The following is a 26,123-nucleotide window of genomic DNA, read 5'->3' as shown; positions in this document are numbered from 1 at the left end:
ATTGTATGGGAAAAATCCTTTGGATAAAATCCGAAAAATTAGCGGTATCAGTGGATTAACTCCACTTCAATCACGTCAGATCAGTATGAACGATTTGATGTTGGACAACGATGTTCAGCCCACGATTTAGAAACTGCCAGGCAATACATTTTCCGGTCACCATACTGATGTAAACGATAAAGTACGTAACCATCCGGCCCTCAGTCCAGTGCAGCGTGGATAATTCTCTGTCAGCTGTGTGAATAGCCCAGCATGGCTCAGTCTTTATGTTTTTTCTTTTAACCGCTGTTCCGCTTTCGCTCCAGCCAAGGTTACGACTAACTGAAAATTCCCGTGCGTTACGCATCGCCTCTGCCCTATTGATCATTGCTGTTTTCCATAATAAACATAGTATGTCAGACCACTCACAATTACTGGTCCAAGAAAGATACCGATTATTTCTTGTCGAATATTGGTGAAAGTAATTTCATAAGTGTCTCTCAGTGGAAACTTTAATCCCGCCAGGATATTTTCTTTAGATATGCCTTTCACTCTCATCAATGCGATAGTTTCAGCCAACATTTCTTCCATATAGCGCAGAATAAAAGATCGTTGATACCCACTGTGGTTTAAAAAACACCTTAGTTCTCTCAACAAGTAAAATTTCGGTGTGAGAAATTGATGGACTTTTTCGTGATAAATCGTAATCAATATATCTTCAGCAGCCTCAGCGGATGTTTTCTGATGATGATCATATCTGCGACCAATTTTAATATCTCCCCAAAAATCTGCGCTCCCACTTCCAGCGTGTAATTCATTAGTGAATTTTAATGTGGGTCGATAGCGCCATCCCTTATGATTTTGCATTGCGGCTATCCTGGCCAGATCACTATTGACCTCTAAGCTGTAGCGCGGCACGATGGAATTTCTATAGGTGGTGCGGAACGTATCCCTCGGCCCCTTCTTCAGCAATAACGCCATTACCGTATTTACCCCGATCAGCGTTATGGCCTGCGCCAGATCGCTGGCGGCGGCGTCAAGATCGGCCTCATGGTTGGCATTGTAGGTTTTAGTCGCAAAATCGCAGAGTTTGCTGCCAGCGTCTATGGCAACGCCGCCAACTGCTGCCCAGCCCACGACCAATAAGATAATATCTGCAATTTCACCGGTGCCGATAAAATGCGATCCTGCCCATAAAACCACCGTCGCCGCCATGGTAGCCAGTGCAGCCGGTGATGTTAACGCCAGTAGCTGACTGCCGATATCTTCAGGAAGTAAACGGGCTGCTTTAATTATTGAGGCTTCCAGCCGCGCAGGCAAATCCATTGTGGTGATATCCATATCCTGATCTCCATGTAGTGAGTCGATATTAATTCATATTCTTCTCGGTACTGCTGGCTGATAATATACGATCTGTTGTGATATTTAACAGAGCCTCAGATAAAAAATTAAATATGCAGATTTAATTATGCTTAATAATATTAATTTTAATTAAAATAATAATCTCATCATTATCAATTAGCTTTTCAACCGCTGAGTTTATGCACTTTCCGACGAAAAAATCAGTCACCAACCGGTCCTCCGGCTAACCCCATGATAGCTGGGTATAAATTGACCTTAATTTTTTTTTCATCATCGCAGTTACCCTGCCAGATCTTCGACTATCCTTGTCAGATTAAGCCTAACTTGATCAGGGAGAAAAACTGATGAGCATGTTCTCAACACTGGAAGAAGCTATTGATAACGCGCGTGAAGAGTATCTGGCCAATAACCCGGAGCTGACTGAGGATGAAGCCTCAATCGCCCAGTTTAATCTGCAAAAATACGTGATGCAGGATGGCGATATCATGTGGCAGGCAGAGTTCTTCACTGATGAAGGTGACGAAGGCGAATGCCTGCCGATCCGCAGCGGTGAAGCGGCACAGTCGATCTTTGATGGTGATTTCGATGAAATTGAGCTGCGCCAGGAGTGGCAGGCAGAAAACACGCTGCATGAGTGGGATGAAGGAGAGTTCCAGCTGGAACCGTCCGTCGATACTGAAGAAGGCAGAGCGGCCGCTGAAGAGTGGGAAGACGACAATACTGACGCCGATAATCTCTACGCGGATGATGATCGTTAATTACTCGTAGGGGCCATGTTGCGCATCGACCGGCAGCAGCAGCGTATCGACCACTAATGACAGTGGCAGATCGATGATGGTGAGAACACGCCACGGCGTATCACGCACGTCCCACTGCACGCCAGGATAGTACTGATTACCGTGTCCCTGTCCGGGCACGGTTCTGCTGATAATACTGCCACACCCGGTTAAGGTCAGCAGGCTTACAGCAATAACAGCCACTCGGCCAAATTTGCCAGTCATGCATATTCTCTCGGTAATCATCTGTGAACCATTGGTAAAAAAAAAGGCGGCATTTCTGCCGCCTTTTTACTATTTCGCTGACTGAATCGCCAGCGGATTAAGCTTCAATGTCTGATATTTTTCAAACCAGTCATGATACTTATCAGCATCCTGCCACAAACGGTAGTGGAGGCGCGATAACGTCACCGGATCGCTAAGCAAATTCAGTCGCTGATCGCGGCTGAGTTTTTCCGGCGAATCACTTAATGCCTGTTCAACCCGACGGTCACGTGCATACTCCAGCAGATCGCTTTTCAGGTGACGTGAAGTCGCCATCGCGCTCGCCAGCGCATTAAATGAAGGATGGAATAATGCATGCATAAAGCCATTCTTCAACGCGCGGTCGCGATTCAGATGCAGATAGGCATCGGTATCCAGCAGCTCTTTCGGCGGATCGTACTCTTCCGGTATCAGGAACAGCTTGGCACGTTTCGAGCCGAGTCCCAATGTTGCCCGGCTGGAAAATACCGAAACAAAGGGTGACAGAATCAACGAGAAGACTATCGGTGACAGCCACCACAGGAAGTTAAGATCCAGCCAACCCATACCGACGGCCCATACCACACCCAATAACAGCTGCGAACCATGTCGGGCAAACGCTTCGCTCCACGGGGTCGCATCGTCATCACGCTGTGGTGAGTTCCATACCACTTCCCAGCCGAGGAAGGCACTGACGACAAACACCGTGTGGAACAGCATGCGCACCGGTGCCAGCAGTACCGAGAACAGCATTTCCAGCAGCAGCGAGAAGAACAGGCGAATTGCACCACCATAAGGTTTGGCACCCTTACACCAGATCAACACCACGCTCAGCAGCTTCGGCAGGAACAGCAACACCAGCGTGGTCGAGAACAGCGCTATCGCCAGCTCCGGACGCCACTGCGGCCACACCGGGAACAACTGCCTCGGCTGCAGGAAGTACTGCGGTTCCATCAGAGTATGCACCACCTGCAAGGCGGTGGATAACGCAAGGAACATAAACCACAGCGGTGCCGAGAGGTAGGACATCACACCGGTCAGGAACACCGCACGGTGCACCGGGTGCATGCCTTTAACCAGGAACAGTCGGAAGTTCATCAGGTTACCGTGACACCAGCGGCGGTCGCGTTTCAGCTCATCCAGCAGGTTTGGCGGCAACTCTTCATAAGAACCCGGCAGATCGTAAGCAATCCATACTCCCCAGCCGGCACGACGCATCAACGCGGCTTCGACGAAGTCATGGGAGAGTATCGAACCGGCAAACGAACCTTCGCCCGGCAGCGGAGCCAGCGCACAGTGCTCAATAAACGGTTTCACACGAATGATGGCGTTATGGCCCCAGTAGTGTGACTCACCCAACTGCCAGAAGTGCAGACCGGCGGTAAACAGCGGACCGTACACGCGAGTAGCAAACTGCTGACAGCGCGCATACAGCGTGTCCATACCGGATGCTTTCGGCGAAGACTGGATAATACCGGCGTTAGGATTGGCTTCCATCATGCGCACCAGTCCCGTCAGACACTCGCCGCTCATCACGCTGTCCGCATCCAGCACTACCATATAGCTGTACTGGCTGCCCCAGCGACGGCAGAAGTCATCGATATTACCGCTTTTACGCTTCACACGACGGCGACGGCGGCGATAGAAGATCTTCCCTTCCCCACCGACATCACGCACCAACTCCATCCACGCTTTTTGCTCGGCCATGGCGATATCGGCATCATAGCTGTCGCTGAGGATGTAAACGTCAAAGTGCTGTTGCTGACCGGTACGCACCACGGATTCCCAGGTGGCACGCAGCCCGGCAAACACGCGTTCAACGTCTTCGTTACAGATCGGCATGATCAACGCGGTGCGGTGCTCAGGATTGATCGGCTCATCACCCGTGGTTGAATACGATATGCTGTACTTATCGCGACCAATCAACAGCTGTAAAAAGCCCATCAGCGCGGTCCAGAAACCGGCCGAAACCCAGCAGAACAGAATGGCAAACAGGAACAGTATCCCGGTCTGCAACACGTAAGGCAGGATCTGCAATACCGACTGCTGCCAGTTCTGGTTGATCATCTCCATCGGATCGATCAGTGCCCAGCCCTGGTAGGGCAGAATGGTTTTCATATACCAGGTGGCAACCACCGTCTGCGCCAGGGTCAGCAGCAGCAGAATGTAACGGCGTATGGAGCCAACATGACGCCATTTATCTTCCCTTTTCTGCTCTTCGGCACTGGCATAGCGATGGGTGCTTTTACGGCCACGCAACGAATCCCAGGCTCGGGCCACCGGGTTGGTGCGCCAGGCTTCCGGGAACATAAGCGAGCGCTTTACCGGCGGCATCGCTTTCAGCGTGGTACGATCTAAATAATCTTTATCGAATTGCTCACCACCAGCAACAGAATCTGGCCACGTGGTTTCAATACGTGACTTGACCGATTCCAGAGGCGCATCGTCAGGACGCGCCTCAACCGGGCCATTCTGGCCCAGTTGATGATGAAGCTTGCTGTACACTTCCGCTTTCTCGCCCTCAGCAGGCAGCGAGTGCTGAAGCGCCTCTTTCCGCTCAGCGGACAGAGGCAGCAAGTCGATGTAATCAGCGGGTGTTACAATTGGCTTATTCATTGGCAGGCAACTGATAGCTCCATGTTTCCGTCAGCGTTTTGTCACCATTAACCAGTGCAGCACGCATTTCGGTCGGCTGTTTGTTGTCTTTCACTCGCAGACGCAAGACTAAACGCCAGCCTTTGGTCACCGGGTTATAGCGCACGCTTTGCTCAACCACTTCACCGTTATCACCGACGCTAACCTGCGGGGTAACCGGCGTGTTGTCGGCCAGCTTGCTCATTTCCGGGCCAACAAAATCAACCAGGAAGGCAACGGTGCCGTCCGGCTGACGCACCAGATTAGACTGCTTCACATCACCAGTAGAACGCAGTGTGCTCTTCACATAAGCAGTTTCCGGCGAGTGCAGCTGGCTTTCATCGCGAGTGAAGTGCAGACGATATTTAAAGTTCATCTCTTTGCCAGCTTCTGGCAGCGTTTCCGGCGTCCAGAAGGCGACGATGTTGTCGTTGGTTTCGTCCGCAGTCGGGATCTCTACCAGCTCAACGCGTCCTTTACCCCAGTCACCCTGCGGTTCAACCCAGCCACTTGGACGTTGATCGTAGCGATCGTCAAGATCCTGGAACTGGCTGAAATCGCGACCGCGCTGCAGCAGTCCAAAGCCTTTAGGATTCTCAACGGTGAAAGTACTGACCGCCAGATGCTTAGGATTGTTCAGCGGACGCCAGATCCACTCACCGTTACCGGCGTGAATCGAGAGACCATTAGAATCATGCAGCGCCGGACGATAATTCACCATCGGAGAAGGCTGATTTGGCCCAAACAGGAACATACTGGTCAGGGGTGCTACGCCCAGTTTGCCGACTTTATCGCGCAGATAGACTTTCGACTGCACGTCGACAGTGGTCTCTTTACCCGGATGGATGACAAAACGGTAAGCGCCCGCCGCACGTGGGGAGTCCAGCAATGCATAGATCACCAGATGTTTGTCCTGCGGTTTTGGACGCTCAATCCAATACTCTTTAAAACGCGGGAACTCTTCGCCGGAAGGTAAGGCGGTATCGATCGCCAGACCACGCGCCGAAAGTCCATAAACCTGATCGCCGCCGATAATGCGGAAGTAGCTCGCGCCTAAGAAGCTGCCTATTTCGTCATTTTTATCTTTGCTGTTAAGCGGGTAAAGCACTTTAAAACCGGCGTAACCAAGATTTTTCACGGTTTCCGGATCGTGTTTAACGTTACCGAAATTAAAATAGTCAGGATTATATTTAATCTCACGCACCGTCGTCGCGGTGACTTCGTTCAGTTTCACCGGCGTATCGAAATACATACCCTGGTGATAGAACTCAAGCTTGAACGGGGTTTTCAGCTTGCTCCAGTAAGCTTTATCATGGTTGAACTGAATCTGCTGATAATCAGCAAATTTCATGTCACGTAACTGAGAAGGCAAATTGCTTTTTGGCGCTTCGAATCCTTTACCGGCCAACTCTTTCGCCTGTTTTGCCACATCATCAATGCCAAAAGCCCAACCTGAACTTGCGTACATTGAAAGCAAAACTGCCGCGCCAATCCAGCGCATCTTCATCAGTTTTGGTTCATTTTTCATTTTAATCAGCACATCCCCCCCTTTCGTGTGCTTAAATCAATCCCATCAATCTTAATGGATAATTCAGGTTTCCGACAGCCTGCGCGGGATTATGTTCCCGTGTTTTTTGCCTCTAAGCGCCGATATCTCAAGCGTTTAGAGGATACGGATTTGGCTGATAGTATACTCTTTGTTGCTGCAGTAAAGTAAGCCCGTGCTTTAGCATGGTTCAGGGCGAACCAGGGGTTTAAAACGGTCAAAGAATGGATAATTATGAGTATAAAAAAACCACAACGTGAGTATTTTCTTGATTCAATTCGCGCTTATTTGATGTTACTGGGAATCCCCTTTCACATGTCACTGATTTACTCCAGTCATCAGTGGGCGGTAAACAGTGTTGAACCCAGTGACTGGCTGACGCTATTTAACGACTTTATCCACGCTTTTCGCATGCAGGTTTTCTTCGTTATTTCCGGCTATTTCTCTTTTATGCTTTACCTGCGCTACCAGCCCCAGCGCTGGTTGAAGGTGCGTATCGAGCGCGTCGGCATTCCGATGCTGACGGCCATTCCCCTGGTGACCCTGCCGCAGTTCTTTTTGCTTAAATACTGGACTCCGGCAATCGGTGACTGGAGCAGCTTCGACCTGTATCAAAAATACAATTCCCTGGTGTGGCATCTGGTGTCGCATTTATGGTTTTTGCTGGTGCTGGTGATCCTCACCACGCTCGGCATAATGTTGTTTAAAATATTGCGCGATGGCGGCGAAGAAAAAAGGCCAAAAGCAGACTATTCCGAACTAAAATGGCGACAGCTGACGCTGAGTTTTATTGGATTTGGCTTAATCTGGGGCAGCATTCGTCGGCTGCTGTTTATTTTCCAGCCGGCTTTACTCAGCGATGGTCTGTTTAATTTCGCCATCATGCAGACGCTGTTCTATCTGCCGTTCTTTATGCTGGGCGCAATGGCGTGGAAGCATCCGGCAATTAAAGCGCTGTTTATCAAATTTAATCCGTGGACGCTGGTGGGTTCGACGGCGGCCTTTATCGCCTACCTGCTTAATCAGCGCTACAGCACTGGCGAAGGCTGGTTATATGAAATTGATGCCGTGATTACCATGCTGATGGGGCTGTGGATGGTCAATGTGGTATTCGCCTTTGGCCATAAACTGCTGAACGCGCACTCACCGCGCATCACCTATCTGGTTAATGCTTCGCTGTTTATCTATCTGGTGCATCACCCGTTAACCCTGCTGTACGGCATTTTTATCACTCCGAACATCAGCAGTAATACGCTGGGGTTCTTTGTCGGACTGGCTTTTGTTTTTGGAATCGCCTTCGTACTGTATGAAATTCATCTGCGCATTCCGCTGCTGCGCTTCCTGTTTTCCGGTAAGCCGCAGCGCGTCGAAAAATCATCACAGCAGGTAAACAGCTGATTTTTCCTGTTTAACCAACGGCCTGTTTCACGCAGGCCGTTAGCTGCGATACCTCAGGCTACAACAACCACTCCACCGGTAACCGCCATACCAGGCGCACCAGCAGGCGCTGCATAAAACGGGTGCGCGGTTCATGCTTGTGCACCACCTCGCCCGCTTCGCCTTCATATTCAACCCAGTTTACCCTGCCCCACTTATCAAGGCGCAACTTCCAGGCTTTATCGCGCATCCGGCTGACAAAACGCTGATGGACCGACGTGGCCAGCGCTTCGCTCTCGATAACAAAGCCCATTTCGGTGTTCAGCACTGCCGAACGCGGATCAAAATTAAACGAGCCAATAAACACTTTCTCATCGTCGACGCTAAAGGTTTTGGCATGCAGACTGGAGCCGGAATTACCGGTCAAACCCCGGTCGTGCGGCGCATCACGGTTATCATTGTGAGGTTTTAACTCATAGAGCGTAATGCCGTGGCGCAGCAGTTTTTTGCGCCATTTAGCATAGCCGGCATGAACCACCGACACATCATTAGCCGCCAGCGAATTGGTAAGAATGGCGATTTTCACCCCTTTACGCTTTAGCGCCAGCAGTTGTGCCACGCCCGCGCGCGTCGGCACGAAATAGGCCGAAATAATATCGAACTGCCTCTGGGGTTTACCGATGACCTCCAGCATGCGCTGCGGCAACAGCGTCGAGGCTTTCGCTTTGCCCAGCCCTTTGCGCGGATCGTCGCTCAGCAAGCGGGTTTTGGCCCAGATTAATTCCAGACTTCCACTCTCCAGCCGGGCAACGAACGGTGAGGAGTGCAGACGTTGTAAGTATTGCTGTACCTGCGGATTATCACGCCAGGCGGCCGGCAGCTGCACCGCAGAAAGCGGTTCGTCGCTGCTGCTCTCCACGACTGAGTTCAGTGCCGAGACCGCCCGGCTGTGCCAGTAACGCTCAAAATCAGCACTGACCTCTTTAACCACCGGGCCGAGCGCCATCACGTCAAGATCGGAAAACAGCGGTTCATCACCGGTGCCAAAATACTCATCGCCGATATTACGCCCGCCAACAATGGTTGCCGTACCGTCGGCAGTAAAGCTTTTGTTATGCATCCGCCGGTTAAGACGAGCAAAGTCGGTGAGATAGCCGAGCGCACGCAGGGTACGAAAGGAGAAGGGATTAAACAGACGAATCTGGATATTCTGATGCCGGTTCAGCTCGCTTAGCGTCTCATCCAGCCCCATGGTGTTGTTATCGTCGAGCAACAGCCGCACTTTCACACCGCGCGCGGCGGCCTCAAGCAGCGCACTGAACAGTAAACGCCCCGACATATCGTTTTGCCAGATGTAATACTGAATATCGAGGGTGCGTTCGGCCATTGATATCAGAAAATAGCGTGCGGCAAATGCATCCATGCCATCTTCCAGCGGATGTATACCGCTGTGCTGGGGATGACCGTCAACCTGTGGCGCAACCGCACGCGCCAGTCGGATCTCGCCAGCCGCATTGTCCGTATCAGCGTTGACAGCAAACGCTTCGACCATAATGATTCCTTTTATTTAACATAACAGCGCCTGACAACTCTGGATTGATTATCCCCCTGAACACCCTTTTTTGTCATGCGACTCATCTGATTGCTGGCAGCTACAGGCGAATAGTTGCTTTCAGCATTTAGTCTAGACTTAGCGGAAGCTAACGCGTAGCTATTTGCCATGGAGAAACGCCACATGCCCGCTCTAACCCATGCATCGCGGATACCGCGTCATCGTCCTCAACTGTTCAGCAGTTTTTTTCAGGGCAGCTTTGCCTGCTCAACCGCCTGCCGCGCTGAAGGCAAGCGCGTCGATCTGGTCGTCAGCAGCGGGCACGATATGTTGCTGAACAGCGACTATGCCGCGCTGGCTGACCATCAACTGTTAACCGCTCGCGACGGCGCACGCTGGCATCTGATTGAGCCGCAACCCGGAGAGTATGACTGGTCATCATTTACGCCGATGCTGCACGCCGCTGAGCGCCACGGCATTGAAATCATCTGGGAACTGGCGCATTTTGGCTACCCGTCACACGTCGATATCTGGCAACCGGCGTTTGTCGACAGCTTTGCCCACTTTGCCCGCGCGATGGCTGAAGTGATGCGCGATGAGGGCTTTAGTCGGCCATTTTTTACCCCGATCAATCAAATCTCGTTCTGGTCATGGGCCGGTGCCGACGTCGCCTGGCTGAATCCTAACGCCAGCGGACGGGGTAAAGAACTGAAGTTGCAGCTGGTTCGCGCCACCCTTGCGGCCACAGATGCGATCCGTGAGGTGCTGCCACAGGCTCGCTTCGTGCTGACGGATCCGCTGGTGCACGTGGCAGCGGCAGACGACACGGCGCAAGCGCAAGCGGATGCCCGTCGACAGCATCAGGCGCAGTTCGAGGCGTGGGATATGCTGTGCGGGCGCCTGCATCCTGAGTTGGGAGGCAAGCCGGCCTATCTCGACATTATCGGACTAAACTACTACCCGGATAATCAATGGAACACCCGTGAAGAGACGCTGACGCCGGAGCATGCCGCCTACCGACCGCTTAACCTGCTGCTGGAAGAGGTCTGGCAGCGCTATCAGCGCCCGCTGCTGCTGGCCGAAACCGGAGCGGAAGGCGAAGCGCGAGTCGGCTGGCTGCGCAGCGTCATGGATCAGGTAAACATCGCGCTGGATAACGGCATCGCGCTGGAAGGCGTGTCGCTTTATCCGCTGGTTGAGTATCCGGCGTGGGCAGACGATCGTCGTTCACCCGGCGCGCTGCTGGGATTAGCTGATGCCAATGGTAACCGCACGGTGTATGAACCGTTAGCCTTAGAGTTGCGTAGCCAGCAGATTAAAATCAGGCGCGCTGATTAAGGCCGCGGATTGTCGCTCTTGAGATAGCAAGATTGCGCATCGACCATCTGACTGGAAGGATGACGCACGTCGGAGAGCCAGGTCATGGTGAACAGGACAATGACGCAAACCAGGCAGGCAGAGAGTAAACCAATAAGCGCAATTAGCTTGTCGTCTCTGTTTTCCATCATTTTATCCCCTTTATCACTGCTGATTCGCTGGAATGCGCCTTATGTCATCCATAGCGTAATCATCAGGACGAAGATTATAAGTGTAAAAGAAGTCACTGCAAGTACCACGATAGCAAACTGCGCATCATCCAAAGGAACGCGTGGCTCTTTTTCTAAATCAGGTGGAGTCGGATTTTTCATTTTGGCTAACAATTAACAAGTGCAAAACATGTTTAAAGAGACTTCAGAACGCATGGATTTAAAGCCGCGAACATCTCTGGTGTGCAAACTTAATCACGATATATGTCCTGATGCACATATAAACATAAACATAACTAACCTATTATTATCATCATTGTCATAATCTGCTAACAGATCAATGTTGGTGAAATGACAATCATTATTCGCAGCTTACCATATAATATCAGTGAAATAACGTGAAATCTGCTTTTGCCACTCGGGCCTCAGGCAGCGATACCAGTCAGCTTCGAGGTGAATTTCGGTCGGTTCAGCGCTGAACTGCCTCAGGTTTATCAACCAGGCTTAACTGTAACGTAGTGCAGTATTTTCCACTGAAATCAGCTTCACACTACCGATCCAGCAGCAAGTGATCACAGCGACACAAATGCACCCGGATGATAAAAAAAAAGCGGATGGAATTGCTTCCACCCGCTTTTGTCGTCTGCCTGCGGCTTACCACGCCGCACCGATTATCAGAAGTCGTAACTCATGGAGACTTTCAGGGTACGTGGTTCACCCTGATAGATGTAAGTCCCGCTGTTGTCTACGCTTGCCCAGTAGTTTTCGTTGGTAACGTTATCGACACCAACGCGCCATACCAGGTCGTTCTGCTGCACTTTCATGCTGTAGCGCACGCCCAAATCCAGCGTGGTGTAGCTGTCGAGCTTTTTAGTATTGCCGCTGTTGGCATACTGCGCACCGTTATGGTTTACCAGTGCAATCGCGGTCAGCCCCTCTACTGGCTTGATATCATATTCCGCACCCAGCACCATATTGTAGCTCGGTACACCCACCGCTTTCTTGCCATCGTTGGTGCCGCTGGCGGTTTGGGTCTGCGTTGCATCAATCCAGCTGGCGCTGCCGTTAATCCGCAGGCCCAGTACCGGCTCACCAAACAGGTTCAGTTCAAGGCCACGGTTACGCTGTTCACCATCCAGAACATAGGCATTATTGGCATTAAGCACCGCGGAAGGTAACTTGATTTCATACAGCGCCAGTGAGCCACCGAAGCGCTGATAATCAAACTTCACGCCGACTTCATTCTGCTTAGAGTGAATCACATCGGTGGTACTACCGTAGTTAACCGCACCGCGCGGTGCAGCAGAACCCGGCTGCAGTGATTCAATATGGTTGGCATACAGGGAAATATGCTCCCACGGTTTGACCATCACGCCCACTGCCGGCGTCCAGCGACTCTCGCCGAAGCGCGCATCGGTGTTCTCAGTCGCGGTGCCGTAATTGTATTCGCGCGTGATCACTTTTTGATGACGGGTGCCGAGGGTTAACTGCACTTTATCATCCAGCACGCCAAGGGTATCGGTCAGTAAAATCCCCTGGGTGCGGGTACGGCCACGCATGCCTGGATCATCCAGATCGCCACCAGCGAAATTCAGCGTCGGTGAAGTGATGGCCGGCGTATTATAAATATTGGTCGGCACCCCCGTCAGCGCCATATCGTAAGCCGCTTTATGGCGCTGGCTGGTGGCAGAGTAACCGAGGTTAACGTTATGGCTGACAAAGCCGGTGTCAAATTTACCGCGAACACCAAACATGCCGCTGTAGGAATCATTGATATTGGTGACATCCATACGGCCCATGGTGGCAGAACCGTCAGCACTGGTTAGCGTTGGTGAGCCATAAGCGCCACTCTCGTGCGAGTGCTGGGTGCCGACGCCGCCATACAGCGTCCAGTTATCGGTCATATCAAATTCGCCGCGCAGCATGGCAAACTCGCTTTCCAGATCGCTGTAGACCCATTTCTGACTGGTATTATGGGTCGCTGAAGGCGGTGCAGGGATAAAATCAACGCCGCTGACGTTAACGCCGATACGGCCGCCATGGAACGTCTGTTTCTGATAACCCATATCCAGTGATGAGCGCAGGCGATCGCTGCGGTAGTCCAGCCCGACGGAAGCTACCGTGGTACGGCGTTTTTCGCCATGTACTGCGGTATCGCCTTCGCGCTGTACCAGGTTGACCCGCGCACCGAACTGGTTGTCATCACCAAAACGACGGCCAGCATCCAGCGAGGTTCCAATCTGAGAAGACGACGTGTAATCGAGGCCGAGACGCGTCAGCGGCAGATCGTCAGCATGTTTTGGCTCAAGGTTAATCATACCGCCGACGCCGGTGGCAGCAGCGCCGTTCATCAGTGCATTGGCACCTTTAAACACCTCAACGCGATCGACCATGCTGGCGGAGATAACCTGACGCGGCATAATGCCTGCCAGACCGCCTAAGGTCATATCATCGCCGTCCAGCTGAAAACCACGAATGCGATAGCTTTCGCCAAAGTTGCCGTAACCCTGCACGGTCTGGACGGTAGCGTCATTGCGCACCACGTCAGCAATGGTTTTCGCCTGCTGATCTTCGATCATTTTGGAGGTGAAACCGATAACGTTAAACGGTACATCCATGGCGTTTTGCTGACCGAGCATCCCCATACGGCCACCGTTAGCAATCTGACCATCCAGATAAGCCGGGACTAATTCATCACCACCGGGATTGAAATTACTCTCCGGAGTGGCAACCACCGTCATGGTCTGTTCGGTGTTATTACTGTCGTCAGGCTGTGTCGCCGCAACTGCCGGCAAGGTGGCCGCGCTGATGAATACTGCCAGCAACGTACGGTTGAATCGCCCGGCAGTATACAATGAGCTGTGCATGGTTATTTCCCTAATGGCAAAAGAAGTGATAATCGTTATTATTCCGATTGGGATTATCCTTAGCGACCTTACAATTGCAAGCACAAATTACACTCATGCCCGGGAACTTTTACCGGCCTTTACAATCCATTAACTCCATGTCAGGCACGACGTAACAACCAGATAAACCAGGGCGCGCCGATGAAGGTCGCCAGCAATCCTGCAGGTATCTGATACGGAAAGATTATTATCCGACCTACGCCATCAGCCAGCAGCATCAAGCCCGCTCCCGCGACTATTGCCACCAGTAACTGTGGCATTGCCCGGCGAAAACCAGCCATTCGTGCCAGATGCGGAGCCATTAAACCGACAAAGCTTAATGGCCCGACGCACAGGGTTGCAGCCGCAATCAATGCTGAAGCCAGTAGCAGGATCAGCATCCTTGAGCGCTTCAGCGGTATGCCGATTGCCTGAGCGGTAAAACTGCCTAACGGCAAAATCGTTAACCAGCGCGATAATAGCGGCGTCAGCAGCAGTAACAGCAGCGCCAGTGCAGCGGTCCAGCTGGCCTGACTGGCGGTAACCCGGTAGGTCGAGCCGGACAGCCAGCTTAATACCGAACTGATGCGCGGATCGCCACTGACGAGGAACAGCGTCAAAACAGTGCCGTAGACGGTACTCAACGCCACCCCGGTCAGCAACATCCGCGTCGGGGACAAGCCACCGCGTTGCGCCAGCAGTAGAATCACCATCAGCGTCAGCGCCGCCCCAAGACACCCGGCGGGAAACTGCCAGATGACGTTATTACCCGGCACAAAAAACATCAGCAATACCATGGCGCAGGCGGCACCGGCACTGACACCCAATACCTCCGGGCTGGCCATCGCATTCCCGGTCATGCGCTGAATTAAGGTGCCGGCGGCCGCCAGCATTGCGCCAGCCGCCAGCGCAGCGACCACACGCGGCCAGCGGAATTGCCATACCGCCTGGCTGTCCACCCAGCGGCTCAGCGCATCACCACTGAACAACGCCAGCATTACCATCATCACCAGCAACAGAAAAACTGCCGCCAGCAGCGCAGGCGTCAGCGCCCTCTCCTTGTGCGATGAATGTCGGTGTTCGCCGGAAACCTGCTGGTGCCGCAGGCGCGTCAGCAGCCACAGCATCACCGGTGCGCCAACCAGCGCCGTTGCCGCACCGGTCGGAATCTCGATCCATACCCGCGCCAGCAGCATTACCGCCTGATCGCTGATTAACAGCAGCACGGCACCGGTCAACGCCGACAGCGCCAGTCGTGCGGGCAGCCGTCGGGCACCAAACAATCGCGCAATCACTGGCGCAAACAGGCCGATAAAACCTATCACCCCGGCAACGCTAACCAGCATCGCACTCAGTATTACCGCCAGCATCAGGCCGGAAAATCGCACCAGCGCCAGCCGCATCCCGAGATTGCGCACCACGCCATCTTCCAGCCCCAGCAAATTCAGCGGCCTGATCATCAGCACCACCAGCAGTATCGCCAGCAACATGCGCGGCCAGAGGAAATTAACCTGACTCCAGTCGTTCTGATTCAGCATGCCGCTGCTCCAGATAAACAGATTCTGCAAGCGGTCGTGGTTAAACAGCGCCAGTAAGCTTTTCACTGCGCCACAGTACATGCCGAGCATCAGCCCGGCGAGAATCAGCGTTACCGGCGACATCCGCTTGCCGCTGGCCACCAGCATCACCAACAGGCCGATGACGATAGCGCCTGCCAGCGTCGCCAGTTGCTGACCGGTCTCGCCCCAGCTGGCCGCATACAGCGTCGCCAGGGTCAGACCTAATTGCGCTCCCGCAGAGACGCCAAGCGTTGAAGGTTCTGCCAGCGGATTACGTAAAATCTGCTGAAATAACGCACCGGCCAGCCCCAGCCCGGCACCGACCAGCAGCGATAACAGGGTGCGCGGTAGCATGCTGTAGTGAAACAGCATCTGACTGATATCAAGCTCATCTGGGGTGAAAAACGCCTGACGCCACAGCGGCAGCGCCAGCTGGCTGTGAAAGTTACTAAAAGTCAGCAGCAGCGCCATCAATAATATCAGCGGAAAAATCAGGATTTTCATGCATTCTCCAGCAGCGCGTTCTCAAGCAGTTGGCAGAAACGCATGGCCGAAAAACCGGCTCCGTAAAACCATACCGCCGGAATTAAATGCAACTTTTCTTCGCGTACAAACGGAATGCTGCGCCACAGTGCGGAGTGGGCTATTTGCTGTACCGGATCGTTGTCGCCATGAATCAGGCCAACCGCTCGCACATTTTTCACCTGCGCCAGCGCTTCAATACCGACAATGGTACTGCCCCAATAGCTGCTGCCACCCTGCCAGCCATTTTTTAAACCCATCTGATTCATCGCGTCAGCGAACAGACTGTTATTACCGAAAACCATCACCCGACGGCTGTCGAGAAAAGAGAAGATTAACAGCGGCTCGCTGGCGTAAGCACTGAGACGCTGGCGATGTTGCAGAAAGCGGTTATCCATCCATTGCAGATGCGCTGCGGCCTGCTGCTGATGGTCAAGCAGTGCGCCGAGCGCAATCAGGTCACGGCGCATCAGGGTTAGCGGCATTGATTTACCGTCGGTAAAGTCGCCGCCCCATACCGGTGCGATGGAGTGCAGCGCCTCTGCTGTCGGTCCGTAGCCGTTGGAGCGAACGATCAGTGAAGGTTTCAGCCGCTGCATCATTTCGAGATTGGGTTCGGTACGCAATCCGACATCCAGTACGCCATCAGGCAGCGCCGGCTCTGCCAGCCAGCGTCGATAATTAGGAATATCAGCAATCGCCATTGGCGCGATACCCAGCGCCATCAGCAGCTCAACCGGCCGCCACTCCAGCACGATAATGCGCGTCAGATCGAACTTTTCTGCCTGGCTAAGTGAGGAAAAAAGCAGCGGCGACAGCGCCATCAGCTTAAGAAACTGGCGCCGATTGGGCGCATTAACCGTAATAGTCATGCAAACTTAATGATTATTATTCTGATTTGGGTGGCACAGTATGCAATAACGTGCGGAGGGATGCCAATGGCACTGTTTTTGCCATTCGGCCGGGACGACACCAACAATGTCAGGAGCCGTTTCCGGCTCCCGCTCTGAGCGACGTACCGCGCATTAGTTCCAGCGGCGGAAAATCAGTGACGTATTAATGCCGCCGAACGCAAAGTTGTTCGACTGAACATAGTCAGTATCAATCTGGCGCACGCTGCCGGTTATGTAATCCAGTTCACCGCAATCATCCGCAGGCTGAGTGAGATTCAGCGTCGGCGCAAACCAGCCTTCGCGCATCATCTCAATGCTCATCCAGGCTTCCAGCGCGCCGCAAGCGCCGAGCGTATGACCAAAGTAACTCTTCAACGAAGAGATCGGCGTGTCGCGACCAAATACCGCCGCAGTCGCCAGACTTTCCGCCACATCGCCACGGTCGGTGGCCGTCCCGTGTGCATTAATATAGCCAATATCCTGCGCCCGCAGCCCGGCGCTGCGCAATGCTCCTTCGATGCAGATTTGCATGGTTTCGCGCTGCGGCTGAGTAATGTGCGCCGCATCGCAATTGGTATGGAAACCGACCAGCTCAGCATAGATGGTGGCCCCGCGCGCTAAAGCATGCTCCAGCTCTTCCAGAACCAAACTGCCAGCACCCTCACCAATCACCAGCCCATCACGCTTAACATCAAACGGTGACGGGGTGCTTTTAGGCGCGTCATTACGCTGGCTGGTGGCAAACAGGGTATCAAATACCGCCGCTTCCGACGGACAAAGCTCTTCGGCACCGCCTGCCACCATCACCGTCTGGTAACCGTGACGAATCGCTTCCCACGCATAGCCAATGGCCTGGCTGCCGGAAGTACAGGCGCTGGATGTCGGAATTACCCGGCCGCGTAAGCCAAAAAATAGCCCGGCATTGACGGCGGTGGTATGCGGCATCATCTGAACATAGGTAGTACCGGTAATATTATTGGTGTGTTTCTCGGTCAGCATAGTGGCGAACTCACTTACCGGGCCAGTACTGCCGGTGGAGGAGCCATAAGCTATTCCGGTTTCGCCGTGGGTCAATACCGGATGGCCAATCAGGTTTGCCTGCTCCAGCGCCAGTTCGCTGGCACGTGTTGCCATCAGTGAGACCCGCCCCATCGAGCGAATGCGCTTGCGCGTGTAGTGTTCCGGCACGCTGAAATTATCGACTGGCGCGCCCAGCATCGTATGCAGCCCCTGATAAACCTGCCACTCCGGCATCTTGCGCACCGCGTTCTGCCCGGCGCGTAAGCCCGCAGCGACATCTTGCCAGTTCTCACCGAACGCCGTGACGCCTCCCATCCCGGTGACCACGACCCGCCGCATCACAGCATGCCTCCGTTAACCGAAATCACCTGACGGGTAACATACCCGGCGATATCCGACATCAGATAACTCGCCAGTCCGGCGACTTCATCCGCCGCGCCCATCCGCTTCATCGGGATCATTTTCAGCGCTTCGTCGATCGCCGCCTGTTCCATCTGAATCATGCCGGTATCAATCAGCCCTGGCGCGATGCAGTTAACGGTAATTTTGCGTTTCGCCAGCTCAATCGCCAGCGCTTTGCTGGCACCAATAATCCCGGCTTTGGCCGCGCTGTAGTTAACCTGGCCGCGGTTGCCCATGATACCCGAGACCGACGACAGGGTAATAATCCGCCCCCCCTGCCGCAGACCAATCATCGGCATCACACATGGATGAATCACGTTATAGAAGCTGTCGAGATTCGTATGAATCACGCCGTCCCAGTCCTGCTCGCTCAGCGCCGGAAAGGCACCATCGCGGGTGATACCGGCGTTACTGACCACGCCGTAATAGGCGCCGTGCTGCTCAATATCCTGCTCCAGCCGTTCGCGACACTGTTGACGGTCGGCAATATCAAATCCCAGCACCCGCGCTGAGCCACCGGCCGCTGCAATTTGCGCCACGGTCCGATCTGCGCCAGCCCGGTCACTGTGGTAATGGACGATAAGGGTAAATCCGTCGGCCGCCAGCCGCAGCGCAATGGCGCGGCCAATTCCTTTACTGGCACCGGTGACTAATACTGAGCGAGTCATGAGTTGCTGTCCTGTTGCATAAGTTGAATCAATTCCTTGTCATCTGGCTGGTAAGTATTCAGCCTGCCACTGGCACAGGGTTCGCCGTTAACCGTGATTTCACCTTCAAAGCTGGCAATTTTTTCATCGTGCATCAGTAGCGTGACCTTCACATCCAGCAGCCCGTCGGCTGGAAATACCGGCTGGCTACAACGATAGCCACGCCCACCGAGCAGCATTCCGGGCCGCAGTTCATTATCACCACGCTGACGGGCATGCCAGCCCGACCATACGCCGATGGTTTGCGCGATAATCTCGATGCCAAACCACGCCGGCAGCTGCCCGTCGGCATTGAGAAACGGTGCCAGCACGCCATCACCGCTGACGCGCACCCGGCAGTGGGCGGTTTCATCGCTCACCGCCACTACCTGCTCCAGCAACACCATTGGTGTGGCATGCGGTAAATAGTGTTCAGCACTCAGCAATGCGGCCATCCGTCACTCCTAAAATCAGGCAGGCATTATTGCCGCCAAAGGCAAATGAATTAGACAGTATCAGCGGCTTTTCCAGCGCCTGTGGGGCAGAGAGTAATCCGCAGCGCGGCAGGCTGCTATCGATCTCACCCATTGAAAAATCCTGCGCGGGCAGCGGCAAATCACGCGTCAACAGCAGCCAGCACAGCGCGACTTCGCACACTCCGGCGGCCCCAAGGGTATGTCCGGTCAGATGCTTGGTTGAACTGCACGGCACCTGCCCGGCAAAGATGTCATGGATCACCTGCGCTTCCACCCGATCGTTGAGGCGGGTGGCAGTGCCATGCAGGTTGATATAGCCGAGATCGCGCGGCTGTATCCCGGCCTGCTCCAGCGCCATCACAATGGCCCGCTTTGCTCCTTCGCCCTGCGGATGGGGAGCCGACATATGATACGCGTCGGACGACTCACCCACACCGAGTAAGGCTACCGCCTGCGGCTCGCGCGTTAACAGCATCAGCGCCGCGCCTTCGCCAATCGAGATCCCGTCGCGCTGTGCACTGAACGGTGCGCAACGCGCAGCTGACAGCGACTCCAGACTGTCGAAACCATTAACCGGCATGCGGCTCAGGGTGTCGGCTCCGCCGACAATCGCCACATCGGCCAGACCGGCTTCAATCAGACGCTGGCCGCTAATAATGGCGCGTGCGCTTGATGAACAGGCGGTCGACAGGGTATAAGCCGGGCCGCTAAGGCCGAGCAGGCTGGCCAGAAAGCGCGACGGATCGCCCAGCTCCTGTTGGGCATAGTGATAGCCCTCATCAGCGCCGCTGATAAAGCGGTCAGCTTCATCCACTCCGGCAGTGCTGGTGGCTAAGATCACCGCCACTCGCCCGCGACCAAAACGGGCAATGGCGTCATCAACCTCGCGGCGAATCTGCGCCAGCGCCGCCAGCAACAGGCGATTATTGCGGCTATTATGCTGAGCCAGTTCGGCCGGTAACGGCGGCAGTTCAGCATCAACATGGCCAATCCAGCAGTGACGCCCGCCGGTCAGCCAGTCGTTGGAAGGCCGCATACCTGGCGCATCCCCCCGCACCAGATTAGCGGCGATATCATCCAGCGAATGCCCCAGTGCGTTCAGCATGCCGACGGCGGAAAAATAGATCATGAGGCATCCAGTTGTTGAATAAAGATCTGATAACCAAAAGCAAATTGTTGCACGCTAACCGGCTGACGCTGTTCACCACGCATCAGATAACGAATCTCGGTAATCAGCTTGCCGTCAGCATCACGCAGCTGGCGGCGGTCGCCGCTATCACGCAGCGTCCAGCCCGCGGGCAGCTGTGACTGCCACACCGCCAGTGGCCAGTGGCTCAGCATAATATCCGCCAGCACCTGGCTGGCTGGCGGCATTTCCGGCAGCGCTATCGACTGTTCAGTTTTGATGCCCTGGCTGTCGTAGCTGACGCGGAACAAACGGATCCCCAGCGTCGACAGCCCGATAAGCGTCAGCTGCTGCTGGTCGGCACTCAGCATCACCATCAGTGACTGCTGTTTGCCTTTAAAGCTACCGGTTAATAACTGCTGCTGGCTAAACGGTGGCTCAATGCCTGGTGCGGGCAGCGTCACCTGCACTCCAGGCTTGAGCCACGCCTGCGGGCGCGTCGGATCACTGTGACTGACGCAGCCGCTAAGTAATAAAGCGATCGCTATCGCCTTCCACCAGGATGTCATCGTCTTTTCCTTCTGGATTCAGGTAACGCCAGCGGAGCCAGCAAAAAGGCGGTGAAAATACCGCTGCACAGCACAATACCAAAACTGCTGATGGCCTGCGTCTGGCTGAACACCAGCATTCCCAGCGTCAGTAAGGTGGTGGTCATCGCCAGCGATACCGCCAGCAGCGAGGTGATCGGTGTGCCACGCGGATTACTGAAAAACAGCGTGTAATTAATACCAATCCCCAACACCAGCACCAGCGCCAGCAGTGAAAACAGATTCAGCGAATGGCCGCTGAACGCCAGCCCTGCCAGCCCGCCGCCGAGCGATAACACCGACGGCAATACGCTGACCAGCCCGCGACGGACGCCGAGCCGCAGCATATAACTGATGGCGATAACCGCCAGCGCCGCCAGTAACAGCCAGCTCAGCATTACGCGATAAAAACTGAACAGCTGGTCAAAAGTGCTTTTGCGATCGATCCATGCCACACCGGGCAGCGCCTGCGCCAGCTCTGCCAGTTGCGCACTGTTATGCACGCCGCTGACCGGCACCAGTGCGCCACTGCGGCCATTCGGCAGGCTCAGCCACAAGAGTCGCCAGCCTTCACTATTGGGGCTTTGCAGCCAGGTTTCCGGCGTCACCGGCATCGCACGCAGATCGGGCTGAGCCATCTCAATGCCCGCCTGTCTGAGCTGCGCCATCACCGTCGGTGTCGCCTGTTTCAGCAGCGCTAAATCACGTTGCTGCTGCGCCTGCGAGGCCAGCGGCGGCTGACGCCATGAGGTCAGCCAGTGCTGCTGCTGCGCGTGTTGCAGCTGGGGAGCCAGCGCTTCCAGCCGTTGCAGCGTCTGTTCCGCGCTGTCGCCCCAGACCATAAACCAGGTCTGGTCGGCACGCTGCCCGGTCAGCTGCGTCAGTTGCGCATCCTGCTGCAACAGCTGCGGCGGCAGCGCCTGCAACTGTGAAATATCGTCATCCACCTTCAGTATCGCCAGGCCCGAAAGAGAAACCAGCGCCACCAGCAGCGGTAGCCCGAGCTTCAGCCAGCGCTGACGCCGCCAGGCCGCCAGCCAGCGCGCCATTAACAACATCGCCGGCACCGGACGCACCGGCAAACCGCGTACCAGCCACGGATACCAGCAGATCACCGTCAGGCAGGACGCGGTTAAACCACTGGCAGCAAAGACCGCCAGCTGACGCAGTCCGGGAAACGGCGCTAACAACATAATCAGATAGGCGATTGCAGCGGTCGCCAGCGCCAGCAGCAGCGCAGGCATCACTTTGCGTAAACTCTGCTGCGCGCTGACATCGGCACCGTGCACCATGCGCTCGGTAAGATAATAGAGAGTATAATCCGCCGAGATGCCGACAATACTGATGCTCATCACCAGCGTCATCAGGTGCAGCTCGCCAAAACACAGCAGCGTAATGGTCGTACCCGCCAGCGCGCCTATCGACACTGACAGTGCGCATAGCAGCAGCGGGCGCGGTGAACGAAACAGCGTAAAGATCAGCAGCAGCACCCCAATCACCGTCGCCACACCCAGCGTCGAGACATCATGGCGCGCCTGCTGGCTGGCGAAATCGCTGTACAGCACCGTGCCGCGCGTCAGCAGTTGGGTGTCGGGATATTGTTGTTGCAGCCGCGAAGCCAGTGACTGTAACTGCTGCACCACCGCGTGACTCTGCTGCATATCAAACGAATGGCTTGCCAGTTCACCGTGGATAAAATACCACTGGCGTCCCTGTTTATCGCGCGCCACCAGCCAGCCATCGCGCAGCGCCAGCTGGCTGGCGTTCTGCTGCATTGCCAGCTGAGCGCCGCGCACCAGCAGCAACGGATCGTTAGCCAGCTCCTGACCACTGACACCGGCAAAGGCCGAATAGAGCTGCGCCAGAATCCAGTCTGCCTGCGCGCTGCCGCCGTCGGCCAGCCGCTGGCGAGTGGCAGCATCAATCAGCGCATTACGATGTTGCCAGGCAAACTGCCCCCACCGCTGTTGCTGTTGCGCATCTATCGGCCCTTTGACATTTTTCAACGTCGGCATCGCCTGCAATGCATGCAGAAACGCTTCTGCCACCGCCGCACTACCCTGCTCGCCAGGGCTAATCAGCCAGACCATTTGCCGATCGAGCCGCTGCATAAACCCCTGCTGTAAATCGTCCGGAATGACGCCCATCGCCTGCTTGGGTAATAACGCCAGCACGCTACTGTTAATCGTGGCGCGCGGCAGCAACAGCGCTAAAGTGGCGATCAGCAGCAGGCAGACGGCGATCCAGCTGAAGGCGGCGAAGCGCAGTCGCTTAGAAAACAAAGCGTTGTTTTTCATCTGCGCTTAACGTCCGTGGCGTCAGCCGCTGATTGGTGAAGCGGATCTCAGTCACATCGCCCTGCTTATCATTGAGTTCAATGGCATCCAGCTGGTTTTTTCCCTGCAAAGTGATGGTATTGAACAGCTTATCCAGCGGAGTGCTGGTTGGCGTCAGCACGATGCGCCAGCTGTCGCCCGCCAGAGGACGAAAATCGATGGCGAAATTCTGCTCCAGTACCGTGCGATCGGCCTGAAACAGCGCCCGCAGCAAGTGGTTAAACTGAAACATCTGTGGATTGCTGTCGGCGGTGATAATCTGCGGCGGCTGGCCGTTCATCACCTGCACCATGCGTTTTTCATCCAGCACCAGCGTTAACGGAAACGGCTTCGCCTGCTGCCACCACAACCCTTTATCCTGGGCAATCAGCAGTTCACCGCTGGATTTCAGTGGCTGAGCCATCCCTTTAATCTGGCGCTGCTGGGTAAAATCGGCGCGCACCACCGGCTGGCTGGCAAAGCGCTGTTGCAGTTCATCCAGCGTTACCGCCTGAGCACTCAGACTGAACAGCATCAGTGCGGTCAGTAATAGCTTTATCATGGTGTCACTCCCAGGCGCTCAAACAGTATCGCTGGCGAGACAAAGCTGATCTCTTTCGATTCAATGCTCACCGCCACCTGAATGGTGTAGCCGCTGGTGGTGCGTTTGCCGCTGACACTATCGAAAATTTGATAAGCGATGCGCAGGCGATTTTCAAATTCCTCTATCGTCGCCTGCACCCGAATACGCTGCTCAAAACTCAGCGTGCCGCGATATTTCACCCGCGTATCGACCACCGGCCAGACATAGCCGGAAGCCTCCATCTGGCGGTAGCCATAGTTAAATTTCGCCAGCAGCGCCTCTCGCGCGACTTCAAAATAACGGAAATAGTTGCCGTGCCACACCACGCCCATCGCATCCACATCGTGGAACGGCACGGTCATTTCCAGCTCGATGGAAAATCGTGGATCGTTAATCACGCTCACTCCTTATTCTCCGGCTGCGTGTCTGGCAGCGTCCAGAAATCGAAAAAATTAAACCAGTCGAGCGGCGAGATCAGCGCATGATGCGCCAGCCGTTCGGCATAGCGATCCACCACCTGCTGTAACGCCTGCTGACGTTCGGCACGCGGTAATAACAGCGGATCGGCAAAGGACTCGCAGTAAATACGCAGCTTGCCGCGTTGTTTTAGGGCAAACATCAGCAAAACCGGACAGCGTAACGCGGCGGCAAGAATAAATGGCCCTTGCGGAAACGGTGCCGGACGGCCGAGAAACTCACTCCATACTACCCGACGTGAGCCACCGCGTTGGCGGTTTATCGCTGTACGATCGCCGACGATCGCCACCCATTCACCGGCATCGAGTTTCTCTTGCAGCATAATGGCCGTTTCCGGGCCGATCTCGCTGACCGGAATCAGATTCACCCCAGACAGTGGTGCAATCTCTTCCTGCACCTGACGAAAACGCGGCGCGTTATCGGTAAACACCAGCGCATTAATCACCAGCCCACTGACCTGCTGCGCCATTGCGCGGCAGGCTTCAATATCACCGAGGTGAGAAGCAAGAATCAGCTTTCCCCCCTGGCGCGCATCAGCGATCGCCGCCTCGGCGCCTGGGGCAAAATCAATATCTTTACCCCAGCGCAGATCGCCGCGCCAGCTGGCAATTTTATCCAGCATCGCTTCGCCAAAGCGCAGGAAATGAAAGTAGCTGCCGAGCGGCGTCGGTAACGACACCTGCTGTCGGCGGGCATAACCGGCAATCTGAGCTAACCACTGCTGTGATGCCTGCCGCTGGCTACGCCCGGTCAGCCAGTAGACGGCTATTACCGGCCAGAGAAATAGCGTAAATACCCGTCGGCCAAACCGGCGGTAGATCGCCAGCATCACGCGCATGCCGTGCAGCCCCTTGCGCTCGCTGACGCCGGACCAGTGCTGCTGACGGCGTTTTCGCGCCAGCAGTGAAGGAATGCGCGGTAACATGCCGAAAAACAAGCGGGTATGCATCCATGAAATCCGCAGGTTATCGTGCAGCGCATCGAAGTGCGACAGGCCGTTCTGCGGGTAAGTGACCCGGGTGCGGATAAAGCGGCTGGGGGTGCCGGCCCAATAGAGCCGCACCATAATTTCGCTGTCGAAATCCATCCGTTTGCCAATGCTGCGCTGCCGCATCAGCTTAAGCGTTGCCGCCAGCGGATAGACGCGAAAACCGCACATGCTGTCTTTCAGCGACAGAGAAAGGGTTTCGATCCACACCCAGACGTGAGTCGCATAGCGTCCGTACAGGCGTGATTTGGGAACCGAATCATCATAGACTGGCTGACCGGAGATCAGTGACTCAGGCCAGGCTGCCGCTTCAGCCAGCAGCTTCGGGCAGTCTTCAATCTGATGCTGACCATCAGCATCAACCTGCAAAGCATGGCTGTAGCCCTGTGCTGCAGCCGCTTCGAGGCCATATTTTACCGCCGCGCCTTTACCGCTGTTTTTTTCCAGCCGCAACAGCGTGACACCGTCACAAACCAGCGTTTCCAGCAGCGCTTGCGTGGTTTTATCACTGCCATCGTCGACAATCAGCAGCGGTAAATTAAACGGTGCCAGACGTGCCAGCACCGCCGCCATTGTCGCGCCGTGGTTATAGCAAGGGATCACCACACA

Annotated in this window: 21 protein-coding genes; 3 read left to right on the top strand and 18 right to left on the bottom strand. The window is 54.8% G+C overall.

The window, feature by feature from the left end:
* Nucleotides 1–363: 363 nt before the first annotated feature.
* Nucleotides 364–1,320: a hypothetical protein gene (locus tag RIN69_RS09205; RefSeq protein ID WP_313856975.1), complete on the bottom strand. Its 957-nt coding sequence runs from the start codon at nucleotides 1,318–1,320 to the stop codon at nucleotides 364–366.
* A 365-nt stretch (nucleotides 1,321–1,685) separates the two neighbouring features.
* On the opposite strand from RIN69_RS09205, the gene RIN69_RS09200 reads away from it, so the two are divergent.
* Nucleotides 1,686–2,099 (top strand): MysB family protein, encoded by a 414-nt coding sequence (locus tag RIN69_RS09200; RefSeq protein WP_313856974.1) that lies wholly within the window; start codon nucleotides 1,686–1,688, stop codon nucleotides 2,097–2,099.
* Here RIN69_RS09200 and RIN69_RS09195 read toward each other — a convergent pair whose 3' ends face one another.
* The 3 genes from RIN69_RS09195 to mdoG all read right to left on the bottom strand — a co-directional run bounded on the left by RIN69_RS09195 (nucleotide 2,100) and on the right by mdoG (nucleotide 6,504).
* Nucleotides 2,100–2,342 (bottom strand): YceK/YidQ family lipoprotein, encoded by a 243-nt coding sequence (locus RIN69_RS09195; RefSeq protein WP_313856972.1) that lies wholly within the window; start codon nucleotides 2,340–2,342, stop codon nucleotides 2,100–2,102.
* A 69-nt stretch (nucleotides 2,343–2,411) separates the two neighbouring features.
* Nucleotides 2,412–4,976, bottom strand: coding sequence for a glucans biosynthesis glucosyltransferase MdoH (mdoH, locus tag RIN69_RS09190; RefSeq protein ID WP_313856970.1), 2,565 nt, complete (start codon nucleotides 4,974–4,976; stop codon nucleotides 2,412–2,414).
* Complete coding sequence (gene mdoG, locus RIN69_RS09185) at nucleotides 4,969–6,504, bottom strand: glucans biosynthesis protein MdoG (protein WP_313857674.1); 1,536 nt, start codon at nucleotides 6,502–6,504, stop codon at nucleotides 4,969–4,971. Before mdoG ends, mdoH begins: the two co-directional genes overlap by 8 nt.
* Before the next feature lie 270 nt (nucleotides 6,505–6,774).
* Between mdoG and mdoC the strand changes: the two genes are divergently transcribed.
* Nucleotides 6,775–7,938: a glucans biosynthesis protein MdoC gene (gene mdoC, locus RIN69_RS09180; RefSeq protein ID WP_313856968.1), complete on the top strand. Its 1,164-nt coding sequence runs from the start codon at nucleotides 6,775–6,777 to the stop codon at nucleotides 7,936–7,938.
* Nucleotides 7,939–7,996: 58 nt separating this feature from the next.
* On the opposite strand, the gene RIN69_RS09175 is transcribed toward mdoC, so the two are convergent.
* Nucleotides 7,997–9,469, bottom strand: coding sequence for a phospholipase D family protein (locus RIN69_RS09175; RefSeq protein WP_313856967.1), 1,473 nt, complete (start codon nucleotides 9,467–9,469; stop codon nucleotides 7,997–7,999).
* 183 nt (nucleotides 9,470–9,652) lie between these two features.
* Between RIN69_RS09175 and RIN69_RS09170 the strand changes: the two genes are divergently transcribed.
* Nucleotides 9,653–10,807: a beta-glucosidase gene (locus RIN69_RS09170; RefSeq protein WP_313856966.1), complete on the top strand. Its 1,155-nt coding sequence runs from the start codon at nucleotides 9,653–9,655 to the stop codon at nucleotides 10,805–10,807.
* On the opposite strand, the gene RIN69_RS09165 is transcribed toward RIN69_RS09170, so the two are convergent.
* The 13 genes from RIN69_RS09165 to RIN69_RS09105 all read right to left on the bottom strand — a co-directional run bounded on the left by RIN69_RS09165 (nucleotide 10,804) and on the right by RIN69_RS09105 (nucleotide 26,087).
* Complete coding sequence (locus tag RIN69_RS09165; protein WP_313857858.1) at nucleotides 10,804–10,977, bottom strand: hypothetical protein; 174 nt, start codon at nucleotides 10,975–10,977, stop codon at nucleotides 10,804–10,806. The genes RIN69_RS09170 and RIN69_RS09165 overlap by 4 nt on opposite strands.
* Nucleotides 10,978–11,669: 692 nt before the next feature.
* Complete coding sequence (locus RIN69_RS09160) at nucleotides 11,670–13,862, bottom strand: TonB-dependent receptor (RefSeq protein ID WP_313856965.1); 2,193 nt, start codon at nucleotides 13,860–13,862, stop codon at nucleotides 11,670–11,672.
* Nucleotides 13,863–14,002: 140 nt separating this feature from the next.
* Nucleotides 14,003–15,943, bottom strand: a complete 1,941-nt coding sequence (gene fhuB, locus RIN69_RS09155; RefSeq protein WP_313856964.1) for a Fe(3+)-hydroxamate ABC transporter permease FhuB — start codon at nucleotides 15,941–15,943, stop codon at nucleotides 14,003–14,005.
* Nucleotides 15,940–16,833 carry a Fe(3+)-hydroxamate ABC transporter substrate-binding protein FhuD gene (gene fhuD / locus RIN69_RS09150; RefSeq protein ID WP_313856961.1) on the bottom strand — a complete coding sequence of 298 codons (894 nt, stop codon included), beginning with the start codon at nucleotides 16,831–16,833 and terminating at the stop codon, nucleotides 15,940–15,942. Before fhuD ends, fhuB begins: the two co-directional genes overlap by 4 nt.
* A 153-nt stretch (nucleotides 16,834–16,986) precedes the next feature.
* Nucleotides 16,987–18,213, bottom strand: a complete 1,227-nt coding sequence (locus tag RIN69_RS09145) for a beta-ketoacyl-ACP synthase (RefSeq protein ID WP_313857673.1) — start codon at nucleotides 18,211–18,213, stop codon at nucleotides 16,987–16,989.
* Entirely contained in the window at nucleotides 18,213–18,944 is a 732-nt protein-coding gene (locus RIN69_RS09140) for a 3-ketoacyl-ACP reductase FabG2 (RefSeq protein WP_313856959.1), read from the bottom strand. Before RIN69_RS09140 ends, RIN69_RS09145 begins: the two co-directional genes overlap by 1 nt.
* Entirely contained in the window at nucleotides 18,941–19,417 is a 477-nt protein-coding gene (locus tag RIN69_RS09135) for a hotdog family protein (protein WP_313856958.1), read from the bottom strand. Before RIN69_RS09135 ends, RIN69_RS09140 begins: the two co-directional genes overlap by 4 nt.
* The gene (locus tag RIN69_RS09130; RefSeq protein ID WP_313856957.1) at nucleotides 19,395–20,567 is read right to left on the bottom strand and encodes a beta-ketoacyl-[acyl-carrier-protein] synthase family protein; all 1,173 of its coding nucleotides are present in this window, start codon (nucleotides 20,565–20,567) and stop codon (nucleotides 19,395–19,397) included. Before RIN69_RS09130 ends, RIN69_RS09135 begins: the two co-directional genes overlap by 23 nt.
* Nucleotides 20,564–21,133 (bottom strand): DUF3261 domain-containing protein, encoded by a 570-nt coding sequence (locus RIN69_RS09125; RefSeq protein ID WP_313856955.1) that lies wholly within the window; start codon nucleotides 21,131–21,133, stop codon nucleotides 20,564–20,566. The genes RIN69_RS09130 and RIN69_RS09125 overlap by 4 nt, the downstream gene beginning before the upstream one ends.
* Nucleotides 21,130–23,448 carry an MMPL family transporter gene (locus RIN69_RS09120; RefSeq protein WP_313856954.1) on the bottom strand — a complete coding sequence of 773 codons (2,319 nt, stop codon included), beginning with the start codon at nucleotides 23,446–23,448 and terminating at the stop codon, nucleotides 21,130–21,132. The genes RIN69_RS09125 and RIN69_RS09120 overlap by 4 nt, the downstream gene beginning before the upstream one ends.
* Nucleotides 23,423–24,028, bottom strand: coding sequence for an outer membrane lipoprotein carrier protein LolA (locus RIN69_RS09115; protein ID WP_313856953.1), 606 nt, complete (start codon nucleotides 24,026–24,028; stop codon nucleotides 23,423–23,425). The genes RIN69_RS09120 and RIN69_RS09115 overlap by 26 nt, the downstream gene beginning before the upstream one ends.
* Nucleotides 24,025–24,447 (bottom strand): acyl-CoA thioesterase, encoded by a 423-nt coding sequence (locus RIN69_RS09110; protein WP_313856952.1) that lies wholly within the window; start codon nucleotides 24,445–24,447, stop codon nucleotides 24,025–24,027. Before RIN69_RS09110 ends, RIN69_RS09115 begins: the two co-directional genes overlap by 4 nt.
* A gap of 2 nt (nucleotides 24,448–24,449) precedes the next feature.
* Nucleotides 24,450–26,087 (bottom strand): glycosyltransferase family 2 protein, encoded by a 1,638-nt coding sequence (locus RIN69_RS09105; protein WP_390902534.1) that lies wholly within the window; start codon nucleotides 26,085–26,087, stop codon nucleotides 24,450–24,452.
* Between the last annotated feature and the right edge of the window lie 36 nt (nucleotides 26,088–26,123).

The sequence above is a fragment of the Winslowiella toletana genome (assembly GCF_032164335.1).
In the GTDB taxonomy this organism is placed as follows: Bacteria; Pseudomonadota; Gammaproteobacteria; order Enterobacterales; family Enterobacteriaceae; genus Erwinia; species Erwinia toletana_A.
This window is presented reverse-complemented; position numbering and strand designations above follow the sequence as displayed.

Bases quoted from the DNA above. Each gene is read 5' to 3' on its own strand.
- RIN69_RS09205 (WP_313856975.1), bottom strand. From the start codon at position 1,320: ATGGATATCACCACAATGGATTTGCCTGCGCGGCTGGAAGCCTCAATA.
- RIN69_RS09200 (WP_313856974.1), top strand. From the start codon at position 1,686: ATGAGCATGTTCTCAACACTGGAAGAAGCTATTGATAACGCGCGTGAA.
- RIN69_RS09195 (WP_313856972.1), bottom strand. From the start codon at position 2,342: ATGACTGGCAAATTTGGCCGAGTGGCTGTTATTGCTGTAAGCCTGCTG.
- mdoH (WP_313856970.1), bottom strand. From the start codon at position 4,976: ATGAATAAGCCAATTGTAACACCCGCTGATTACATCGACTTGCTGCCT.
- mdoC (WP_313856968.1), top strand. From the start codon at position 6,775: ATGAGTATAAAAAAACCACAACGTGAGTATTTTCTTGATTCAATTCGC.
- RIN69_RS09175 (WP_313856967.1), bottom strand. From the start codon at position 9,469: ATGGTCGAAGCGTTTGCTGTCAACGCTGATACGGACAATGCGGCTGGC.
- RIN69_RS09170 (WP_313856966.1), top strand. From the start codon at position 9,653: ATGCCCGCTCTAACCCATGCATCGCGGATACCGCGTCATCGTCCTCAA.
- RIN69_RS09165 (WP_313857858.1), bottom strand. From the start codon at position 10,977: ATGATGGAAAACAGAGACGACAAGCTAATTGCGCTTATTGGTTTACTC.
- RIN69_RS09160 (WP_313856965.1), bottom strand. From the start codon at position 13,862: ATGCACAGCTCATTGTATACTGCCGGGCGATTCAACCGTACGTTGCTG.
- fhuB (WP_313856964.1), bottom strand. From the start codon at position 15,943: ATGAAAATCCTGATTTTTCCGCTGATATTATTGATGGCGCTGCTGCTG.
- fhuD (WP_313856961.1), bottom strand. From the start codon at position 16,833: ATGACTATTACGGTTAATGCGCCCAATCGGCGCCAGTTTCTTAAGCTG.
- RIN69_RS09145 (WP_313857673.1), bottom strand. From the start codon at position 18,213: ATGCGGCGGGTCGTGGTCACCGGGATGGGAGGCGTCACGGCGTTCGGT.
- RIN69_RS09140 (WP_313856959.1), bottom strand. From the start codon at position 18,944: ATGACTCGCTCAGTATTAGTCACCGGTGCCAGTAAAGGAATTGGCCGC.
- RIN69_RS09135 (WP_313856958.1), bottom strand. From the start codon at position 19,417: ATGGCCGCATTGCTGAGTGCTGAACACTATTTACCGCATGCCACACCA.
- RIN69_RS09130 (WP_313856957.1), bottom strand. From the start codon at position 20,567: ATGATCTATTTTTCCGCCGTCGGCATGCTGAACGCACTGGGGCATTCG.
- RIN69_RS09125 (WP_313856955.1), bottom strand. From the start codon at position 21,133: ATGACATCCTGGTGGAAGGCGATAGCGATCGCTTTATTACTTAGCGGC.
- RIN69_RS09120 (WP_313856954.1), bottom strand. From the start codon at position 23,448: ATGAAAAACAACGCTTTGTTTTCTAAGCGACTGCGCTTCGCCGCCTTC.
- RIN69_RS09115 (WP_313856953.1), bottom strand. From the start codon at position 24,028: ATGATAAAGCTATTACTGACCGCACTGATGCTGTTCAGTCTGAGTGCT.
- RIN69_RS09105 (WP_390902534.1), bottom strand. From the start codon at position 26,087: ATGGCGGCGGTGCTGGCACGTCTGGCACCGTTTAATTTACCGCTGCTG.